Raw genomic sequence first — 16,267 nt, forward strand, 5'->3', positions numbered from 1 at the left:
GCGTGTGGCACAAACAAAAATGCCGATGCCGCCCTTCGGCGCGCATCGGCATGCGTGGCTCTGTGCTTGGCTCAGAGCTTGATCTTGGCTTCGTGAGCCTGCTGGTCAGCGTGGTACGAAGAACGCACCAGCGGGCCGGAAGCGACGTTCTTGAAGCCCATCTTGTAACCTTCCTCGGCAAACCAGGCGAAGGTGTCCGGGTGGACGAAACGCTGCACCGGCAGGTGGCTGCGCGACGGCTGAAGGTACTGGCCGAGGGTGAGCATGTCGATGTCATGCTCGCGCATGCGGTGCATCACTTCGATCACTTCCTCGTCGGTCTCGCCCAGGCCGAGCATCAGGCCCGACTTGGTCGGTACGTGCGGCACCAGCTGCTTGAACTTCTGCAGCAGGTCCAGCGACCAGTCGTAGTCCGAACCCGGGCGTGCGGCCTTGTACAGGCGCGGTACGGTCTCGAGGTTGTGGTTGAACACATCCGGCGGCTCTTGCGCGGTGATTTCCAAGGCAATATCCATGCGCCCACGGTAGTCAGGCACCAGGGTTTCCAGCTGTACGCCCGGCGACAGCGCACGGATTTCGCGGATGCAGTCGGCAAAGTGCTGGGCACCACCGTCACGCAGGTCGTCGCGGTCCACCGAGGTGATCACCACGTACTTCAGGCGCAGGTCGGCGATGGCGATGGCCAGGTTCTTCGGCTCATCCAGGTCCAGCGGTTTCGGCCGGCCGTGGCCAACGTCGCAGAACGGGCAACGACGGGTGCAGATGTCACCCATGATCATGAAGGTGGCGGTACCACCGGAGAAGCACTCGCCCAGGTTCGGGCAGGATGCCTCTTCGCATACGCTGTGCAGCTTGTGCTTGCGCAGCAACTGCTTGATGCGGTCTACCTCGGGCGACACCGGGATACGCACGCGGATCCAGTCGGGCTTCTTCGGCAGCTCTTCGGTGGGGATGATCTTCACCGGGATGCGCGCCACCTTTTCGGCACCACGCAGCTTGACCCCGGCTTCCACCTTCTTCGGCGCTGGGCGCGGGGTGGCATCCTGGGTAGGTATCAGGTTCGGCACGGCTTCTTGCACAGTTGTCATATTCAGTCGATTCCGCCCGTGAGGGTCGTCTGCTCAGCGTAGTCGAGGTGCTTGACCAGCTGTCCGCGCAGCCTTGTCCTGACCTCGTCGAGTTCGATCGGACCTGCCAGGTCGCGCAGCTGGGTCATCGCCAGCCCCGCATAGCCGCAGGGGTTGATTCGGCGGAATGGCGCGAGGTCCATGTCCACGTTCAGGGCAAGGCCGTGGAACGAACGGCCGTTGCGGATTCGCAGGCCGAGGGAGGCGATTTTCGCTCCGTCGACATAGACGCCCGGGGCATCGGGCTTGGCCGCGGCCTGGACATCGTAACTGGCGAGCAGGTCGATGAGGGTCTGCTCGATACGGCTGACCAGCTCACGCACGCCAAAGCCCAGCCGGCGCACATCCAGCAGCAGGTAGGCCACCAGCTGACCGGGGCCATGGTAGGTCACCTGGCCACCGCGATCGGTCTGCACCACCGGGATGTCGCCCGGCACCAGCAGGTGCTCGGCCTTGCCGGCCTGGCCCTGGGTGAAGACCGCGGGGTGCTCGACCAGCCAGACTTCATCCTGGCTGTCCGGGCTGCGCTGCTCGGTGAAGCGACGCATGGCCTCCAGCACCGGTTCGTAGGGCTGCAGGCCAAGCTCGCGAAAACCGAGGCAGGCGGACATCAGAGCACCATTTTCACGATGCCGGTAGCGCGCAGGGCGCTGTTGATATCGTGGAGCTGGTTCTCGCTTTCGGCAACGATGTGCAATTGCACGGTGGTGTACTTGCCTTCCTTGCTCTGGCGCTCGGCCAGGGTGGAAAGGTCGACCTTGGCGTGCTTGCTCAGGATCTCGATCACCGTGTCCTTGAAGCCGACAACGGTGTCACCGATGACCTTGATCGGGTAATCGTCGCAGGGGAATTCGATCTTGTGCGACTTGACGTCTGGTTCGCTCATGGCGGAAACGGCCTCGTAAGCCGTGGCAACAACAACGCCCCCGCAGGATACGCGGGGGCATGCAGGTCACGTATCAGTTGAACAACCCGTAGAAGAATAGACGGATGCTATCCCACATACGGCGGAAGAAACCACCTTCCTCGACGCCATCGAGGGCGATCAGGTCGGCGCTGTGAACCACTTTCTCGTCCAGTTTGACTTCCACTTTGCCGATCACGTCACCTTTGGCGATTGGCGCGGTGAGCTGCGGGTTCATGGTCATCGAAGCCTGAAGGCGCTTCAATTGGCCTTTAGGCATAGTCAGGGTCAGGTCGTTGGCCAGGCCGGCTTTCACTTCGCCAGTCGCGCCCTTCCAGACCGGCGACTTGGTCAGCTCGGTGCCCTTCTGGTAGAAGGTCTGGGTTTCGAAGAAGCGGAAGCCGTAGGTCAGCAGCTTCTGGGTCTCGGCAGCACGCGACTGCTCGCTGTTGGTGCCGAACACCACGGCGATCAGGCGCTGGCCATCGCGAACGGCCGAAGCCACCATGCAGTAGCCGGCTTCGTCGGTGTGGCCGGTCTTCAGGCCGTCGACGGTCTTGTCACGCCACAGCAGCAGGTTGCGGTTTGGCTGCTTGATGTTGTTCCAGAAGAACTCTTTCTGCGAGTAGATGGCGTAGTGGGCCGGGTCGACGTTGATGATCGCACGGGCCAGGGTCGCCATGTCGTGGGCCGACGAGTAGTGCTCCGGGTGCGGCAGGCCGGTCGGGTTCATGAAGTGGCTGTTGCCCATGCCCAGGTCGGCAGCGGTCTTGTTCATCATGTCGGCGAAGGCGTCTTCGCTGCCGGCGATGTGCTCGGCCAGGGCGACCGAGGCGTCGTTGCCGGACTGGATGATGATGCCGTGCAGCAGGTCGCTGACGGTCACCTGGCTGCCCACCTTGATGAACATGCGCGAACCGCCGGTACGCCAGGCGTTTTCGCTGACGGTAACCGGGTCGTTTTCACCGATCTGGCCGCGACGGATGTCCAGGGTGGCGATGTAGGCCGTCATCAGCTTGGTCAGGCTGGCTGGCGGCAGGCGCTCGTCACCGTTGTTCTCGACCAGCACGTTGCCGCTGGACGCATCCATGAGTACGTAGGACTTGGCTGCCAGTTGCGGTGGCGCCGGCGTCATCTGCTCAGCCGCGAAGGCGGCAGGCGTGATCATCAGCAGTACGGGCAGGCAAAGTCGTTTGGCAAGGTTGGTGATGTTCATCCGTCTCTCGAAAATCGCTAATGGTCTGATGTTCCCTGGGCAAGATCATGTGCCCAGCGCCAGTCAGTCTAGTTTTTGTGGCCGTAGGCCAGGCTCGCAAAGTGCGGCTTTATGTCGCTGCGGGCAAAAGCCGACATTGTACATGCCTGCGCCCGGCAATTCATGACAAAACCGACAGTTTGGTGTTGCCTTCTTCGCGGGCGCGCCCGCTCCCACAGGGTTTCGCATGCATCTGTGGGAGCGGGCTTGCCCGCGAAGAAGGCAACGCGGTCAGTCAGCTGTGACCAGCTTGGCCTGCCCAAGGTTCGCCAGGCGGATGCTGTCCTGCGCTTGCTGGATCTCGCCCTGGCTGTTGATCGGCCCCAGGCGCACGCGGTGCAGGGTCTGCTGGTTGCGCACGATCGAGCTGATGAACACTGGCGCGCTGACCATGCTGCTGAGCTTGGAGCGCAGCAGTTCGGCGGCGTCCGGGTTGGCGAAGGCACCCACCTGCAGGAAGCTGCCGCCACTGCCGGCCGGCACGTTGTTGCCAGCCACCTGCACCGGCACCACCGGCGCCGCATGCTGCTGGGGCGGCGGGGTCCATTGCTCGACGCGCCCGGTACTGGCCGGGATTGCCTGGGTCTGGGCCACCTGCGGCTCTTTCAGCACCATCGGTGGCGTCTGGCCACGCTGGGCCCACCATTGCTGCGGGTCGATGCCTTCGACGCGCACGTGCGCGGTACCGATCTCGGCATAACCGAGCTTTTTCGCCGCGGCATAGGACAGGTCGATGATGCGGTCCGAATAGAACGGCCCACGGTCGTTCACCCGCAGGATCACGCTGCGGCCGTTGGCCAGGTTGGTCACCCGCACGTAGGCCGGCAGCGGCAGGGTCTTGTGCGCCGCGCTCATGCCGTACAGGTCGTACAGCTCGCCGTTGGCGGTGTTCTGACCGTGGAACTTGGTGCCGTACCACGACGCGGTGCCCTCCGCGCGATAGTTGCGCGAGTCCTGCATCGGGTAGTAGGTCTTGCCCAGCACCGTGTACGGGTTGGCCTTGTAGTTGCCGGTGTGCACGGTTGGCGTGGCGTCGGGGATCTTGTTCACATCCACGTCCCACCACGGCGCGCCGTCCTTGTGCGCCCGGTTGATGTCCAGGCCCGGCTGGGTGCGTACCACGTTGCCACTGCTTTGCTGGGACGGGCGGTTGGACGAACAGCTGGCCAGCACCACGCCGACGGCGAGGCAGGTGAGCAGCTTGAAAGAGTTGCCAGAGAAGATTGCGCGCATTACTTGACGCCCCGTGCTTGAACCAGCTGTTCCGATAGCTGATGCACCGCCATGGCATACATCACGCTGCGGTTGTAGCGAGTGATCGCGTAGAAGTTCTTCAGGCCCATCCAGTACTCGGGGCCATTGTCGCCCTCGAGACGAAAGGCGGTAACCGGCAGATCATCGCGCAGCGAATCATGGACCGACCAGCCAAGCGTGCGCAACTCCCCAACGGTTTTTACCGGCTCGATGCCGGTAGTCAGGCCTTCGTCGGCGCGCCCACCGTCCACCCAGGCGCGGCTGACCACACCTTCGCCGGCCACCCAGCCGTGGCGCTTGAAGTAGCTGGCCACGCTACCGATGGCATCGTCCGGGTTGTTCCAGATATTGATGTGGCCGTCGCCGTCGAAGTCCACCGCGAAGTTGCGGAAGCTGCTCGGCATGAACTGCGGCAGGCCCATGGCGCCGGCGTAGGAGCCCTTGAGCGTCAGCGGGTCGAGCTGCTCCTCACGGGCCAGCAGCAGGAACTCGCGCAGCTCCTTGCGGAAGAATTCGGCCCGTGGCGGGTAGTCGAAGCCCAGGGTCGACAAGGCATCGATCACCCGGTAGTTGCCGGTGTTGCGGCCAAAGAAGGTTTCCACGCCGATGATGGCGACGATGTACTGCGCCGGTACGCCGTATTCCTGCTCGGCACGGGCCAGCACCGCCTCGTGCTGGCGCCAGAAGTCCACACCGCGGGCGATGCGCGCGTCGGTGATGAACATCGGCCGGTAGTCCTTCCACGGCTTTACCCGTTCGGCCGGGCGCGAAATGGCGTCGAGGATCGACTGTTTGCGCTGCACCTCACTGAACACACCCATCAGCTGCTCAGGGGCAAAGCCATGGTCGCGGCTCATTTCGCCAACGAACTGAGCCACCTGGGGCGAGCCTTGGTAATCGCCGGCATGGGCCAGCTGTACAGCGCCGAACAGGCCCACCGCGCCGATCCACGGCGCACAACGGGCAGCCCAGTTACGCACTGCTTGCATGAAATTCTTCACCTTATTCAAACCTGAGCGATCCATTTGCGGTGCGTGTGGATCGACATCAGAACGCCAAACGCTGACAGCAGCGTCACCAACGAAGTTCCGCCATAGCTGATGAAGGGCAGCGGCACGCCCACCACGGGCAGAAGGCCGCTGACCATACCGATATTGACGAACACGTATACAAAGAAGGTCATGGTCAGGCTGCCCGCCAGCAGCTTGCCGAACAGGGTCTGCGCCTGGGCGGTGATCATCAGGCCACGGCCGATCAGCAGCAGGTAGACGATCAGCAGCAGGCAGATGCCGACCAGGCCGAATTCCTCGCCGAGCACGGCGATGATGAAGTCGGTGTGGCTTTCCGGCAGGAAGTCCAGGTGCGACTGGGTGCCGAGCAGCCAGCCCTTGCCGAACACACCGCCCGAGCCAATTGCCGCCTTCGACTGGATGATGTTCCAGCCAGTGCCCAACGGGTCGCTTTCCGGGTCGAGGAAGGTCAGTACCCGCTGCTTCTGGTAGTCGTGCATGACGAAGAACCACATCGCCACCGCCACTGGCACCGCAGCCGCCAGCACGCTGAGGATCCAGCGCCAGCGCAGGCCGCCCATGAACAGCACGAAAGCCCCGGAGGCGAGGATCAGCAGCGCCGTGCCCAGGTCGGGCTGGCGCACGATCAGGATGAACGGCACACCGATCAGCACCAGGCTGATCGCCACATGCTTCAGATGCGGCGGCAACGTGCGCTTGGACAGGTACCAGGCGATGGTCGCTGGCATGATGATCTTCATGAACTCCGAGGGCTGGAAGCGGATCACCCCGGGGATGTTGATCCAGCGCGTGGCGCCCATGGCGTTGTGGCCCATCACGTCCACCACCACCAGCAACAGCACCCCGGCCAGGTAGGCCAGCGGCACCCAACGGGCCATGAAGCGCGGCTCCAGCTGGGCGATGATGAACATCGACACCAGGCCGATGCCGAACGAGGTGGCCTGCTTGAGCAGCAGGTCCCAGTTCTTGCCACTGGCCGAGTACAGGACAAACAGGCTGCCGGCCGCGAGGGTCAGCAGAATGATCAGCAAAGGGCCGTCGACGTGGATGCGCTGCAGAAAGCTGGCGCGCCGACGCATCACATCCTCGCTGGAGAGCATGCGATCGAAATTGTTCATCACAGGGCTGATTCCTGGGTAACGGTGGCAGGCGCGAACTCGGGCTTGAGCCGGCCGTTTTCGTCAAGCAGCCAGGCGTCCATCACCTGGCGCACCACCGGGGCGGCGACGCCCGAGCCGGACTCGCCGTTCTCGACCATCACCGAAACCACGATCTTCGGGTCCTCGGCCGGGGCGAAGGCGACGAACAGGGCGTGGTCGCGGTGGCGCTCCTGGAGCTTGTTGCGGTCGTACTTCTCACCCTGCTTGATCGCCACCACCTGGGCGGTACCGCTCTTGCCGGCAATGCGGTACTGCGAGCCGATGGCCGCCTTGCGTGCGGTACCGCGGGCGTTGTGCATCACCTGCTCCATGCCATGGGTGACCTTGGCCCAGTCGGACTTGTCACGCAGCACAATGTTTTCCATGGGGTTGTCGTCCACCGGAGGCTGGCCTTCGATGGTCTTGGCCAGGTGCGGGCGGTTCCACACGCCCTTGTTGGCGATCAGCGCAGTGGCTTGGGCCAGTTGCAGCGGCGTGGTCTGCATGTAGCCCTGGCCGATGCCGAGGATCAGGGTTTCGCCGGGGAACCAGGCCTGGCGGCGGGTGGCGCGCTTCCATTCGCGCGACGGCATCAGCCCGGCGGATTCCTCGAACATGTCGAGGGAAACCCGCTGGCCGATGCCGAACTTGTTCATGTAGCTGGACAGCCGATCGATGCCCATCTTGTGGGCAAGGTCGTAGAAGTAGGTGTCGTTGGAGCGCATGATCGCGGTGTCCAGATCGACCCAGCCATCGCCCGAGCGGTTCCAGTTACGGTATTTGTGGTCGTAGTTGGGCAGCTGGTAGTAGCCCGGGTCGAACACCCGGCTGCCGGCATTGACCACGCCGCTGTCCAGGCCGGCGATGGCCACCGCCGGCTTGATGGTCGAACCTGGCGGGTACAGGCCGCGCAGCACGCGGTTGAACAGCGGTCGGTCGATCGAGTCGCGCAGTTCGGCATAGGCCTTGAAGCCGATGCCGGTGACGAACAGGTTGGGGTCGAAACTGGGCTGGCTGACCATCGCCAGCACCTCGCCGGTACGCGGGTCGAGCGCCACCACCGCACCACGCCGGCCACCCAGGGCGGCCTCGGCGGCCTCCTGCAGCTTGATGTCCAGGCTCAGCACGATGTCCTTGCCCGGTTTCGGGTCAGTACGCTTGAGCACCCGCAGCACACGGCCGCGGGCGTTGGTCTCGACTTCCTCGTAGCCCACCTGGCCATGCAGGTCGGCTTCGTAGAAGCGTTCGATGCCGGTCTTGCCGATGTGGTGGGTGCCGCTGTAGTTCACCGGGTCGAGGGTTTTCAGCTCTTTCTCGTTGATCCGTCCCACATACCCCACCGAATGGGCGAAGTGCGCGCCCTGCGGGTAATGGCGCACCAACTGGGCCACCACTTCCACGCCCGGCAGGCGGAACTGGTTCACCGCCACGCGGGCGATCTGCTCTTCGTTGAGTTCGAACAGGATCGGCACCGGCTCGAACGGCCGGCGGCCCTGGCGCATGCGCTTCTCGAACAGGGCGCGGTCGTCGGGCGTCAGTTCCAGCACTTCGACGATGGTATCCAGCACTTCCTGCCAGTTACCCGCACGTTCGCGGGTCATCGACAGGCTGAAGCTGGGCCGGTTGTCGGCGACGATCACCCCGTTGCGGTCGAAGATCAGCCCGCGGGTCGGCGGTATCGGCTGCACATGCACCCGGTTGTTCTCCGACAGCGTCGAGTGATAGTCGTGCTGGATGACCTGCAGGTAGTACAGCCGCGCGATCAGCACGCAAATGAGCAGCATGATCGCCACTGCGCCGACCACGACGCGGTTGCGCACCAGGCGGGCGTCTTTCTCGTGGTCCTTGAGACGGATCGGCTGCGACATCGGACTGCTTACAGGCTCATTTATGGTAAGGATGCCCGGACAACACGGTCCAGGCGCGGTAGATCTGCTCGCCGATGAGTATCCTTACCAATGGGTGCGGCAAGGTCAGCGGCGACAGCGACCAGCGTTGCTCGGCGCGCGCACAGACCTCGGGCGCCAGGCCTTCCGGGCCGCCCACCATCAAATTCACCGTGCGCGCATCCAGGCGCCAGCGGTCCAGCTCGGTCGCCAGTTGCTCGGTACTCCACGGCTTGCCATGGACCTCGAGGGTGACGATGCGTTCCCCGGGCTGAACCTTGCTCAGCATGGCTTCGCCCTCCTGACGGATCAGGCGGGCGACGTCGGCATTCTTGCCACGGGTGTTCAGCGGGATTTCCACCAGCTCCAGCGACAGCTCGGCAGGCAGGCGCTTGGCATATTCATGCCAGCCTTCCTCGACCCACTTCGGCATGCGCGAGCCGACCGCGATCAGGCGCAGACGCACAGTGCTTCCTTATTCCCGGTCCTTGAGCTTGTCGGAGTACTCGTGGGCATGGTCCGGGCTGTGGTGCTTGCCATCGGCGGCACGGCTTTGCTCGGCACCCTGCCACAGGCGCTCCAGGTCGTAGAACTGGCGGGCAGCGGCGGTCATCATGTGCACGATGACGTCGTTCAGGTCCAGCAACACCCAGTCGCTGTCGCCCTTGCCTTCTTCACCCAATGGCTGGGCACCCTTGGCCTTGACCGCTTCGCGGACCTTTTCCAGCATCGCATTGATCTGGCGGTTGGAAGTACCGGTGGCAATGATCATGTAGTCGGTCAGGCTGTGCTTTTCGCGCACGTCGATGACCTGGATGTCCTGGGCCTTGACGTCTTCCAGCGCTGCCTTGGTCAGGGCGACCAGTTCTTCGCCGTGGATTTTCTGCTTGGTCATATAAAACTCGTTCAACTCGTTGGATGAGGCGCCAGAGGCACCGTCAGTTAGGTGCACGATACAGTTCGTGCGCCTCGATGTAGGCCAGTACGGCGTCCGGCACCAGGAACCTCACCGATTTGCCGCTGGCCAGCAGCTGTCGGATCTGTGTAGCCGACACCGCAAGCGGCGTCTGCCAGACGAACGAAATGTTTCCCGCCGGGCCGGACATGGCGGTGGGATCGCTCTCCGAGCGCGCAGCCAGCAGGTTGCGCAGCTCGTCAGGGGGTTCTACGTCGGCATCCGGGCGTTGCAGCACCAGGATGTGACAGTGTTGCAGCAATTCTTCCCAGCGGTGCCAGCCGGGCAAGCCACAGAAGGCATCCCAGCCCAGCACCAGGAACAGCTGGTCGTTGGCGCCCAGTTCGGTGCGGATCGATTCCAGCGTGTCGATGGTGTACGACGGCTTGTCGCGCGCCAGTTCGCGGGCATCCACGCTCAGGCAGGGCACGCCCTGCACGGCGCCTTGCACCATGGCCAGGCGGTCCTGCGCGGCCACCTGCGGGGTATCGCGGTGCGGCGGCCGGGCGTTGGGCAGCAGGCGCAGCTCGTCCAGCCCCATGAACTCGGCCACTTCCAGCGCGCTGCGCAGGTGGCCGATGTGCACGGGGTCGAAGGTGCCGCCAAGAATGCCGATGCGCCGGACTGCCTGGGCCTTGCTCAACTCAGCAGGACTCCTGGCCGCGCAGCTGGCCGTCGCCGATCACTACGTACTTCTCGCAGGTCAGGCCTTCCAGGCCGACCGGGCCCCGGGCATGCAGCTTGTCGGTGGAAATGCCGATTTCCGCACCCAGGCCATACTCGAAGCCGTCGGCGAAGCAGGTCGGGGTATTGAGCATGACCGACGCCGAGTCGACCTCGGCCATGAACTGGCGGGCTTCACCCTGGTGTTCGCTGATGATCGAATCGGTGTGGTGCGAGCCATAGTGGTTGATGTGCTCGATGGCCTGGTCCAGGCCGTCGACCACACGGATCGACAGGATCGCGTCCAGGTACTCGGTGTGCCAGTCGGCCTCGGTGGCCGGTTTGGCGTCGATGATCGCCCGGGTACGCTCGCAGCCACGCAATTCGACGCCCTTCTCCTGGAAGCGGCGGGCCATTTCCGGCAGGAAGCGCTCGGCCACCTGCTGGTCGACCAGCAGCGTTTCCATGGCGCCACAGATGCCGTAGCGGTAGGTCTTGGCGTTGAACGCCACGCGCCAGGCCTTGTCCAGGTCGGCGTGCTGGCTGACGTAGACGTGGCAGATACCGTCCAGGTGCTTGATCACCGGCACGCGAGCATCGCGGCTGATGCGTTCGATCAGGCCACGGCCACCGCGCGGCACGATGACGTCGACGAATTCCGGCATGCTGATCAGCGCGCCCACGGCTTCGCGGTCGGTAGTCTCGACCACCTGCACCACGGCTGCCGGCAGGCCGGCGGCGGCCAGGCCACGCTGGATGCAGGTGGCGATGGCGCGGTTGGAGTGGATGGCTTCGGAGCCGCCACGCAGGATGGTCGCGTTACCCGACTTCAGGCACAGGCTGGCGGCATCGATGGTCACGTTCGGGCGCGACTCGTAGATGATCCCGATCACCCCCAGCGGCGTGCGCATCTTGCCAACCTGGATACCGGATGGGCGGTAGCTCATGTCGCGGATGGCACCGACCGGGTCCGGCAGGCTGGCCACTTGGCGCAGGCCGGTGATCATGCCGTCGATACGCGCCGGGGTCAGCGCCAGGCGGTCGAGCAGCGCCGGCTCCAGGCCGTTGGCACGGCCGGCGGCCAGGTCCAGCTCGTTGGCAGCGGTCAGCTCGGCACGAGCGGCGTCCAGTGCATCGGCGGCAGCTTGCAGGGCGCGGTTCTTCTGCGCGGTGCTGGCACGGCCGATCACCCGGGAGGCCTCACGGGCAGCGCGACCCAGGCGGGTCATATAGTCAAGAACGGACTCAGTCATGGGTTCGGTGTCTTGGCGAAGGGGAAATCGGCTGATTATAACTGCCGCGCAGGTGTACGCCCAGCGGCGGGTGGCGGATGGTAGAAAATGGCTGGGGGCATTGTGTAGGAAAGATGTAACCGGGGTTATCGAAATTTCTATCTCCTGTCAGGGCCCTTTCGCGGGTAAACCCGCTCCCACAGGGATTGCACAAGGCCTGGGACCTCCGAGGTACCTGTGGGAGCGGGCGAGCCCGCGAAAGGGCCGGCACTGCCAACATCCCACTCGATTCAGCCTCGATTAAGCCATTCATTGCTATCATCCCCGCCTTCCCAACCGCGAACCGCCCGCATGCCAGCCTTGCCCGACAGCTTTTTCGACCGCGACGCCCAGACCCTGGCCAAGGCCCTGCTGGGCAAGGTCATCCGCCATCGCCACAGCGACCTGTGGCTGGCCGCGCGCATCATCGAGACCGAGGCCTACTACCTCACCGACAAGGGCAGCCACGCCTCGCTCGGCTACACCGAAAAACGCAAGGCGTTGTTCCTCGATGGCGGGCACATCTATATGTACTACGCGCGCGGCGGCGACTCGCTGAACTTCAGCGCCCACGGGCCGGGCAACGCGGTGCTGATCAAGTCGGCCTATCCTTGGCAGGACGCCCGCTCGGGACCGAACAGCCTGGCGCAGATGCAACTGAACAACCCCGATGCCAGCGGCAACCTCCGCCCGGCCGAGCGCCTGTGCGCCGGCCAGACCTTGCTGTGCCGGGCCCTGGGCCTGAAGGTGCCGCACTGGGACGCCCAGCGTTTCGACGCCGAGCGCCTGTACGTGGAGGATTGCGGCAACGCCGTGCCACGGGTGATCCAGGCCGCCCGCCTGGGCATCCCGCATGGCCGCGACGAGCACCTGCCCTACCGTTTCGTCGATGCCGAATACGCCCGTTTCTGCACGCGGAACCCGTTACGTCGTGGCCAAGTCGAAGGCCGCGACTTCTTCATTCTCGAACAAGGAAGCTGAACCATGGGCCAATGGCTCGACAGCCTGACCGGCTGGCTCAGCGCCAACCCGCAGTGGCTTGGCCTGGCAATTTTCCTGGTGGCCTGCATCGAGTGCCTGGCCATTGCCGGCATCATCGTGCCTGGCACCGTGCTGCTGTTCGCGGTCGCGGTACTGGCCGGCAGCGGCGCCTTCAGCCTGGGCGAAACGCTGCTGCTGGGCTTTCTTGGCGGCCTGGTGGGCGATGCCTTGTCGTACACGGTGGGCAAGTACTTCCACCAGAACATCCGCCGCCTGCCCCTACTGCGCCACCATCCGGAATGGATCGGCAGTGCCGAAGCCTACTTCCAGCGCTACGGCATCGCCAGCCTGCTGGTAGGGCGCTTCATCGGGCCGCTGCGGCCGATGCTGCCGATGGTCGCCGGCATGTTCGACATGCCACTGCCGCGCTTCATCGCCGTCAGCCTGGTGGCCGGTGCCGGCTGGGCGGTGGCCTACCTGCTGCCCGGCTGGGCTACCGGCGCGGCCATGCGCCTGCCCCTGCCGGAAGGCTTCTGGCTGGATGCCGGGATCATCGCCGGCACCCTGGCAGTGATCATCGGGCTGAGCCTGAACACCAGCATTCGCGATCAACGCCACGGCACCCGGCTGATCGCCGGCATGAGTTTCCTGGCATTGGCCGGGGTCTTCCTCGGCTGGCCCTACCTGCACGAATTCGACCAGGGCGTGATGACACTGGTGCAGGAGCACCGCAGCCAGGCCATCGATGGCGCCGTGGTGCTGGTGACCCGGCTGGGCGATTTCCGCACCCAGTTGTTCCTCGGCGGCCTGCTGACGGGCCTGCTGCTGCTTGCCCGGCAGTGGCGGCATGCCATGTTCGCTGCGGGCGCGCTGATGGGTACTGCGCTTGCCAACGGCACGCTGAAGTGGCTGTTCGCCCGGGCCCGCCCGGAAGTGCTGAGTGACCCGCTGACCAGCTACAGCATGCCCAGCGGGCACAGTTCGGCGTCGTTTGCGTTCTTTCTGGTGATGGCGGTGCTGGCCGGGCGCGGTCAGCCGCCGCGGATGCGCCTGACCTGGGTGATGCTGGGCTGTATTCCAGCGCTGGCGATTGCCCTGTCTCGGGTGTATCTGGGGGCGCACTGGCCGACCGACATCCTCGCCGGGGCCTTGCTGGCGTGCTGTGTGTGCGCGCTCAGTCTGGCACTGGTGCAGCGTCACCAGACCCTGCCAGCCTTGCCGCTGCGGGTGTGGTGGCTGGTGTTGCCGGCGTGTGTCGCGTTGCTGGCGTTCTTTGCCATGCATGCGCTGCCGCAGGCTTTGCTGCGGTATCAATATTGATGTCGCCAGTACCGGCCTCTTCGCGGGTAAACCCGCTCCCACAGGTACTGCATCAAGCCTGAGAACGGCGCTATCTCTGTGGGAGCGGGTTTACCCGCGAAAAGGCCGGCACTGGCAATACATCACTATCAGGCAAACAATTCACCCTGAATCCGCTCCAGCAGCTTCTGGATTTCCCCCAACCGCTCCTGTGGCGAGTCGAGGGTCAGCAAATCCAGCTTGTCCTCTTCCATGAACGGCAGCAGGTACGCCAGCTGGTTGGCCAACGCCTGGCGCCCGTCAACCGGGCGCGGCATGTCCAAGGCTTCGACCATCGGGTGTTCACCCAGCGCCACCAGCAGTGCCAGCAGGTCTTCGTCCGCCTCGAGCAACGGGCTGTCCGCCTGCTCCGGCAGCCATTGCACCTGCCCCACCAGTAACTGGTCCTTCTGCACCTCGGTACTGTCCAGGTTGAAGCGCCGCACACCTTCGACGCGGATACCCAGCAAGCCGTTATCCTGCTGCACGAAGTCACGGATCACCGCCTCGCAGCCGATCGAGGCAACCACCGGCGGCGCCTTGCCGACCTGCTCGCCTTCCAGGATGCACACCACACCAAAACCTTCGCCCCGTTTCATGCAGCGCCCGATCATGTCCAGGTAGCGTGCCTCGAAAATCTGCAAATCGAGGAAACAACCAGGAAACAGCACGGTATTGAGGGGAAACAGCGGTAGCGTCATCACAAGTCCTCAAGCCACCAGGCTGACCGCCAGCGGCAGGAACACCGCCGTGGCCACCCCCATCAGGCTCATCGCCAGCGCGGCAAAGGCGCCGCATTCGTCACTTTCCTGCAGGGCCACCGAAGTGCCCACCGCGTGCGCGGTCACGCCCAGAGACATGCCGCGCGCCTCGGGGCTATGCACGCCAAAACGGCTCAGCAGCGCCGGGCCGAAGATTGCCCCGATCACCCCGGTAATCAACACGAACACCGCCGCCAGGGCCGCCACGCCGCCAATCTGCTCGGCCACCAGCATGGCGATCGGCGAGGTCACCGATTTCGGCGCCATGGTCATCAGGATCATGTGCTCGGCACCGAACCACCAGCCCAGCAACAGGCAGCACAGCGTGGCGAACAGGCCTCCGACTACCAGCGTAGTAAATGTGGGCCAGAACAGCTGCCGGATACGCCGCAGGTTGAGGTAGAGCGGCACCGCCAGGGCCACGGTGGCAGGCCCCAGCAGGATGTTCATGATTTCGGTGCTCTTGCGGTATTCGCTGTAGTCGATGCCACACACCAGCAACACGCCGATCACCAGCAGCATCGACACCAGTACCGGCTGCAGGAAGATCCAGCGGGTCTTCTCGTAGGCCGCCAGCACCACCTGGTAGGCCCCAAGCGTGATGCCGATACCGAACAAGGGATGATGAACGACCGCATCCAGTGCGCCTTGCCAGTCGAGCATCATGGCTGCTCCTCGCGCCGGCCCTGGCGGTGGATGAGCTTTTGCATCAACACGCCAACGAACACCAGGGTCACCAGGCAGGAGATCAGCAAGGCACCGGCAATAGCCCAGAAGTCCGCGGCGATATCCTTGGCATACACCATCACCCCCACCGCTGGCGGCACCAGCAACAGCGGCAGGTAGCGCAGCAGGCTGCTGGCGGCCTCGTTCAGCGGCTTGCCCACCTCACCACGGGCCATGAGGAAGAACAACAGCAGCAACAGGCCGATGATCGGCCCCGGCAAAAACGGCACCAACAGGTGGTTGATTGCCGTCCCCAGCAGCTGGAACAGCACCAGCCAGGTCAAACCACGCAACAGCATAAGCATCTCCCTCGGGCATGGCCGCCATTATAAGCATGTGCCGCCATATACCGATATTCGTCGAAAAGCGCGCAACTTGACTGAAACGGTTCGCCGTGCTGATCTTGCACTTTCGTACCAACTGACAACCTGGAGAGTCCGCGATGCCCCATGTACCGGTTACAGAGCTTTCGCAGTACGTTGGTAAGGAACTGGGCCGCTCGGCCTGGCTGAAGATCGACCAGCAGCGCATCAACCTGTTCGCCGAAGCCACTGGCGATTTCCAGTTCATCCATGTCGACCCGGAAAAGGCGGCGAAAACCCCGTTTGGCGGCACTATCGCCCACGGTTTCCTGACGTTGTCGCTGATTCCCAAGCTGATCGAGGACATCCTCGTCCTGCCGGAAGGACTGAAGATGGTGGTGAACTACGGACTGGACAGCGTGCGATTCATCCAGCCGGTCAAGGTCGACAGCCAGGTGCGGCTGAAGGTGGATTTGGCCGAGGTGACGGAGAAAAGGCCGGGGCAATGGTTGCTCAAGGCGATTGCCACGCTGGAAATCGAGGGAGACGAGAAACCTGCTTATATAGCTGAGTCGCTTTCTCTCTGTTTTGTCTGATGCATTCTGGGGCGCTTCGCGCCCTATTCGCAGCACAAGGCTGCTCCTACAGGGGTATGCGTTCTCTTGTAGGAGCAG

General features: G+C 64.0%; 18 protein-coding genes. 3 read left to right on the forward strand and 15 right to left on the reverse strand.

Annotated features, from left to right (window positions below; genetic code table 11):
• Window positions 1–71: 71 nt before the first annotated feature.
• The 12 genes from lipA to ABIB24_RS20885 form a co-directional block, all read right to left on the reverse strand.
• Complete coding sequence (gene lipA, locus ABIB24_RS20830; RefSeq protein ID WP_003257574.1) at window positions 72–1,088, reverse strand: lipoyl synthase; 1,017 nt, start codon at window positions 1,086–1,088, stop codon at window positions 72–74.
• Window positions 1,089–1,090: 2 nt separating this feature from the next.
• Window positions 1,091–1,738: a lipoyl(octanoyl) transferase LipB gene (gene lipB / locus ABIB24_RS20835; protein ID WP_013974352.1), complete on the reverse strand. Its 648-nt coding sequence runs from the start codon at window positions 1,736–1,738 to the stop codon at window positions 1,091–1,093.
• Window positions 1,738–2,013, reverse strand: a complete 276-nt coding sequence (locus ABIB24_RS20840; protein WP_003249736.1) for a DUF493 domain-containing protein — start codon at window positions 2,011–2,013, stop codon at window positions 1,738–1,740. Before ABIB24_RS20840 ends, lipB begins: the two co-directional genes overlap by 1 nt.
• Before the next feature lie 73 nt (window positions 2,014–2,086).
• Entirely contained in the window at window positions 2,087–3,247 is a 1,161-nt protein-coding gene (locus ABIB24_RS20845) for a D-alanyl-D-alanine carboxypeptidase family protein (protein WP_025340765.1), read from the reverse strand.
• A 270-nt stretch (window positions 3,248–3,517) separates the two neighbouring features.
• Window positions 3,518–4,519, reverse strand: coding sequence for a septal ring lytic transglycosylase RlpA family protein (locus ABIB24_RS20850; protein ID WP_046613225.1), 1,002 nt, complete (start codon window positions 4,517–4,519; stop codon window positions 3,518–3,520).
• The gene (gene mltB / locus ABIB24_RS20855) at window positions 4,519–5,529 is read right to left on the reverse strand and encodes a lytic murein transglycosylase B (RefSeq protein WP_025340767.1); all 1,011 of its coding nucleotides are present in this window, start codon (window positions 5,527–5,529) and stop codon (window positions 4,519–4,521) included. The genes ABIB24_RS20850 and mltB overlap by 1 nt, the downstream gene beginning before the upstream one ends.
• 17 nt (window positions 5,530–5,546) lie before the next feature.
• Window positions 5,547–6,650 carry a rod shape-determining protein RodA gene (gene rodA / locus ABIB24_RS20860; protein ID WP_015271941.1) on the reverse strand — a complete coding sequence of 368 codons (1,104 nt, stop codon included), beginning with the start codon at window positions 6,648–6,650 and terminating at the stop codon, window positions 5,547–5,549.
• A 38-nt stretch (window positions 6,651–6,688) separates the two neighbouring features.
• Window positions 6,689–8,578, reverse strand: a complete 1,890-nt coding sequence (gene mrdA / locus ABIB24_RS20865) for a penicillin-binding protein 2 (protein ID WP_025340768.1) — start codon at window positions 8,576–8,578, stop codon at window positions 6,689–6,691.
• Between the two features lie 16 nt (window positions 8,579–8,594).
• Window positions 8,595–9,062 carry a 23S rRNA (pseudouridine(1915)-N(3))-methyltransferase RlmH gene (rlmH, locus tag ABIB24_RS20870; protein ID WP_003249722.1) on the reverse strand — a complete coding sequence of 156 codons (468 nt, stop codon included), beginning with the start codon at window positions 9,060–9,062 and terminating at the stop codon, window positions 8,595–8,597.
• A gap of 9 nt (window positions 9,063–9,071) precedes the next feature.
• A complete protein-coding gene (gene rsfS, locus ABIB24_RS20875) occupies window positions 9,072–9,491 on the reverse strand; it encodes a ribosome silencing factor (RefSeq protein WP_013974359.1) in 420 nt (139 codons plus the stop codon).
• A 43-nt stretch (window positions 9,492–9,534) separates the two neighbouring features.
• Window positions 9,535–10,194, reverse strand: coding sequence for a nicotinate-nucleotide adenylyltransferase (nadD, locus tag ABIB24_RS20880; RefSeq protein WP_085614813.1), 660 nt, complete (start codon window positions 10,192–10,194; stop codon window positions 9,535–9,537).
• Between the two features lies 1 nt (window position 10,195).
• A complete protein-coding gene (locus ABIB24_RS20885; protein ID WP_025340770.1) occupies window positions 10,196–11,467 on the reverse strand; it encodes a glutamate-5-semialdehyde dehydrogenase in 1,272 nt (423 codons plus the stop codon).
• 330 nt (window positions 11,468–11,797) lie between these two features.
• On the opposite strand from ABIB24_RS20885, the gene ABIB24_RS20890 reads away from it, so the two are divergent.
• Window positions 11,798–12,466 carry a DNA-3-methyladenine glycosylase gene (locus ABIB24_RS20890; RefSeq protein WP_274078598.1) on the forward strand — a complete coding sequence of 223 codons (669 nt, stop codon included), beginning with the start codon at window positions 11,798–11,800 and terminating at the stop codon, window positions 12,464–12,466.
• Between the two features lie 3 nt (window positions 12,467–12,469).
• Window positions 12,470–13,786: a bifunctional DedA family/phosphatase PAP2 family protein gene (locus ABIB24_RS20895; protein ID WP_025340772.1), complete on the forward strand. Its 1,317-nt coding sequence runs from the start codon at window positions 12,470–12,472 to the stop codon at window positions 13,784–13,786.
• 128 nt (window positions 13,787–13,914) lie between these two features.
• Here ABIB24_RS20895 and ABIB24_RS20900 read toward each other — a convergent pair whose 3' ends face one another.
• From ABIB24_RS20900 to ABIB24_RS20910, 3 genes are read right to left on the reverse strand one after another with little or no spacing between them, the layout of a single operon-like run.
• Window positions 13,915–14,505 (reverse strand): LON peptidase substrate-binding domain-containing protein, encoded by a 591-nt coding sequence (locus ABIB24_RS20900; RefSeq protein WP_075046485.1) that lies wholly within the window; start codon window positions 14,503–14,505, stop codon window positions 13,915–13,917.
• Between the two features lie 9 nt (window positions 14,506–14,514).
• Window positions 14,515–15,231 (reverse strand): LrgB family protein, encoded by a 717-nt coding sequence (locus tag ABIB24_RS20905; protein ID WP_013974365.1) that lies wholly within the window; start codon window positions 15,229–15,231, stop codon window positions 14,515–14,517.
• Window positions 15,228–15,590 carry a CidA/LrgA family protein gene (locus ABIB24_RS20910; protein ID WP_046613232.1) on the reverse strand — a complete coding sequence of 121 codons (363 nt, stop codon included), beginning with the start codon at window positions 15,588–15,590 and terminating at the stop codon, window positions 15,228–15,230. Before ABIB24_RS20910 ends, ABIB24_RS20905 begins: the two co-directional genes overlap by 4 nt.
• Before the next feature lie 143 nt (window positions 15,591–15,733).
• On the opposite strand from ABIB24_RS20910, the gene ABIB24_RS20915 reads away from it, so the two are divergent.
• Complete coding sequence (locus ABIB24_RS20915; protein WP_274078596.1) at window positions 15,734–16,189, forward strand: MaoC family dehydratase; 456 nt, start codon at window positions 15,734–15,736, stop codon at window positions 16,187–16,189.
• The last annotated feature ends 78 nt before the right edge of the window (window positions 16,190–16,267 follow it).

The organism is Pseudomonas sp. UYEF17 (assembly GCF_040546125.1).
Lineage (GTDB): Bacteria > Pseudomonadota > Gammaproteobacteria > Pseudomonadales > Pseudomonadaceae > Aquipseudomonas > Aquipseudomonas putida_Z.